3 protein-coding genes are annotated in these 2,599 nt (G+C 66.9%); all 3 read left to right on the forward strand.

Annotation, left to right across the window (positions count from 1 at the left end):
• Nucleotides 1-1,087: chemotaxis protein CheA (locus ACXJKH_RS18465; RefSeq protein ID WP_457321539.1), on the forward strand; the 1,087-nt coding region annotated here is incomplete at its 5' end.
• Between the two features lie 88 nt (nt 1,088-1,175).
• Nucleotides 1,176-1,916 (forward strand): flagellar motor protein, encoded by a 741-nt coding sequence (locus ACXJKH_RS18470; protein WP_312237769.1) that lies wholly within the window; start codon nt 1,176-1,178, stop codon nt 1,914-1,916.
• A gap of 1 nt (nt 1,917) precedes the next feature.
• The coding region (gene motD / locus ACXJKH_RS18475; protein ID WP_457321541.1) for a flagellar motor protein MotD at nt 1,918-2,599 on the forward strand (682 nt) is incomplete at its 3' end.

Consider the following 2,599-nt stretch of genomic DNA (forward strand, 5'->3'; position numbering starts at 1 on the left):
GGTGCTCTCGCGCAACCGCCTCAAGACCCTGCGCGCGCGCCTGCACGATGAAGAGCTGGACCGCGCCGTGTCCACGCTGGATATCGCCACCGCCCGCCTGCAGTCAGCGGTGATGCGTACCCGCATGCAGCCGGTCGGCAAGGTGTTCTCGCGCTTCCCCAAGGTTGCCCGTGACGTGGCCCGCAACCTGAAGAAGGAAGTGGAACTGGAGCTGGTCGGCGCGGAAACCGAACTGGACCGCAACCTGGTCGAGGCGTTGGCCGATCCGCTGGTGCATCTGGTGCGCAACGCGATCGACCACGGCATCGAAACCCCGGACCTGCGCGAAGCCCAAGGCAAGCCGCGCAACGGCCACGTGCGCCTGTCGGCGCAGCAGGAAGGCGACTACGTCAGCATCGAGGTGCAGGATGACGGCGCCGGCATCGATCCGGAACGGCTGCGCCAGAAGGCCCGCGAAAAGGGCCTGATCGATCCCGAAGCCGCCGCCCGCCTGAGCAGCGAGGAATGCCTGCACCTGGTGTTCCTGCCCGGCTTCTCGACCAAGCAGGAAGTGACCGACATTTCCGGCCGCGGCGTCGGCATGGACGTGGTGCAGTCGCGCATCCGCGAACTCAGCGGGCAGATCCAGATCCAGTCCGAACTGGGCCGCGGCAGCCGCTTCATGATCCGCGTCCCGCTCACCCTGGCGATCCTGCCGACCCTGCTGGTGCAGGCCGGCGAAGACGTCTACGCCCTGCCGCTGGCGCGCGTGATGGAGGTGCTGCACGCCCCCAACACCTCGCTGGGCTGGTTCGACGGCCGCGCCGTGCTGGACCGCAAGTCGCACACCCTGCCGCTGGTGGACCTGCGCCATTGGCTGGCGGTGGAACCGGCGGCCTCGCCGCTGCTCACCATCGTGGTGCTGCAGGCCGGCGAAGCCCGCTTCGGGCTGGTGGTGGACCAGGTCCGTGGCCGCGAGGAAGTGGTGATCAAGCCATTGCCCAAGGCACTGCGCGGGCTGCGCGGCTATGCCGGCGCGACCCTGATCGGCGACGGACGGATGTCGTTGATCCTGGACGTGGACGGGTTGCGCACCCAGCACGATTGACCGCCTGACCCCTATAAAAGTGTGACCGCTGCAACACCTGCCGCCGTCGGTGTCTCAAGTCCCATTCACACAAGCCGATAACGGACCCATGGACAGACTCAGCCTCATTGGACTTTTCCTCGCCCTGGCCTCACTGGTCGGCGGCAGCATCCTCAAAGGGGCTGGCCTGGCGTCGCTGTGGTCGCCGGCGGCCTTTGTGATCGTGATTGTCGGCACCATCGCCTCGATCCTGCTGCACACCTCCCCGGCGGTGTTCAAGCACGCCTTCAAGATCGTGCGCTGGGTGATCCTGCCGCCCAGCAGCGACCGCCACGACCTGATCAAGCAGATCGTCGAGTGGAGCAATATCGCCCGCCGCCAGGGCCTGCTGGGCCTGGAAGCGCAGGTCGACGCGCAGAGCGACCCGTTCCTGCGCAAGGGCCTGCAGCTGCTGGTGGACGGCGTGGAGCCGGAAACCATCCGCCACATGATGGAAATCGAGCTGAGCAGCCAGGAACACCAGGACCTGGCTGCCTCCAAGGTGTTCGAGGGCATGGGCATCTACGCCCCTACCCTGGGCATCATCGGCGCGGTGCTGGGCCTGATCGCGGTGATGAAGAACCTCGCCGACCCAAGCAAGCTCGGCCACGGCATCGCCGCGGCATTCACCGCCACCATCTACGGCATCGCCTCGGCCAACCTGCTGTTCCTGCCGGTGTCGGCCAAGCTCAAGAGCGTGATCCACCACAACAGCCGCGACCGCGAAATGATCATCGAAGGGCTGATCTCCATCGCCCAGGGCGAGAACCCGCGCAACATCGAAACCAACCTGTCCGGATTCCTGCACTGACATGGCCCGTCGCAAGCACCACGAAGAGCATGCCAACCATGAGGCCTGGGCGATTCCCTATGCCGACCTCATGACGCTGCTGCTGGCCTTTTTCGTGGTGATGTACGCCATCTCCTCGCTCAACGAAGGTAAGTACCGGGTCATGGCCGACGCGCTGACCACCGCCTTCGGCGGCGCGCCACGCACCATCAACCCGGTGCAGGTGGGCAACCAGCAGGTGCAGGGCGGCGGCTGGGACAGCCCGTCGGTGATCAAGGCCGGCAACCGCGTCGGCCCGTCCGCACCGGCCCCGTCCAACGACCCCACGCTGCTGCCGGCGATGGCCTCGCAGATGCGCATGCCGGTATCGGTGCGCAACCAGGAACAGCTGCAGCGCGCCGAGCGCCAGCTCAACACCATCGCCGACAAACTCACCGCCACGCTGGCCCCGCTGATCGATCGCGGCATGATCACCGTGCGCCGCACCGAGCTGTGGATCGAGGTGGAGATCAACAGCGACATCCTGTTCCCCACCGGCTCGGCCACGCTGGACGTGCATGCGCGCGACACGCTGTCCACGCTGGCCCAGGTGCTGCGCGATGCGCCCAATGGCGTGCGCGTGGAAGGCCACACCGACAACGTCCCGATCGCCACCTCGCTGTTCCCCTCCAACTGGGAACTGTCGGCCGGGCGCGCGGCCAGCG

The organism is Stenotrophomonas sp. P5_B8 (assembly GCF_054049855.1).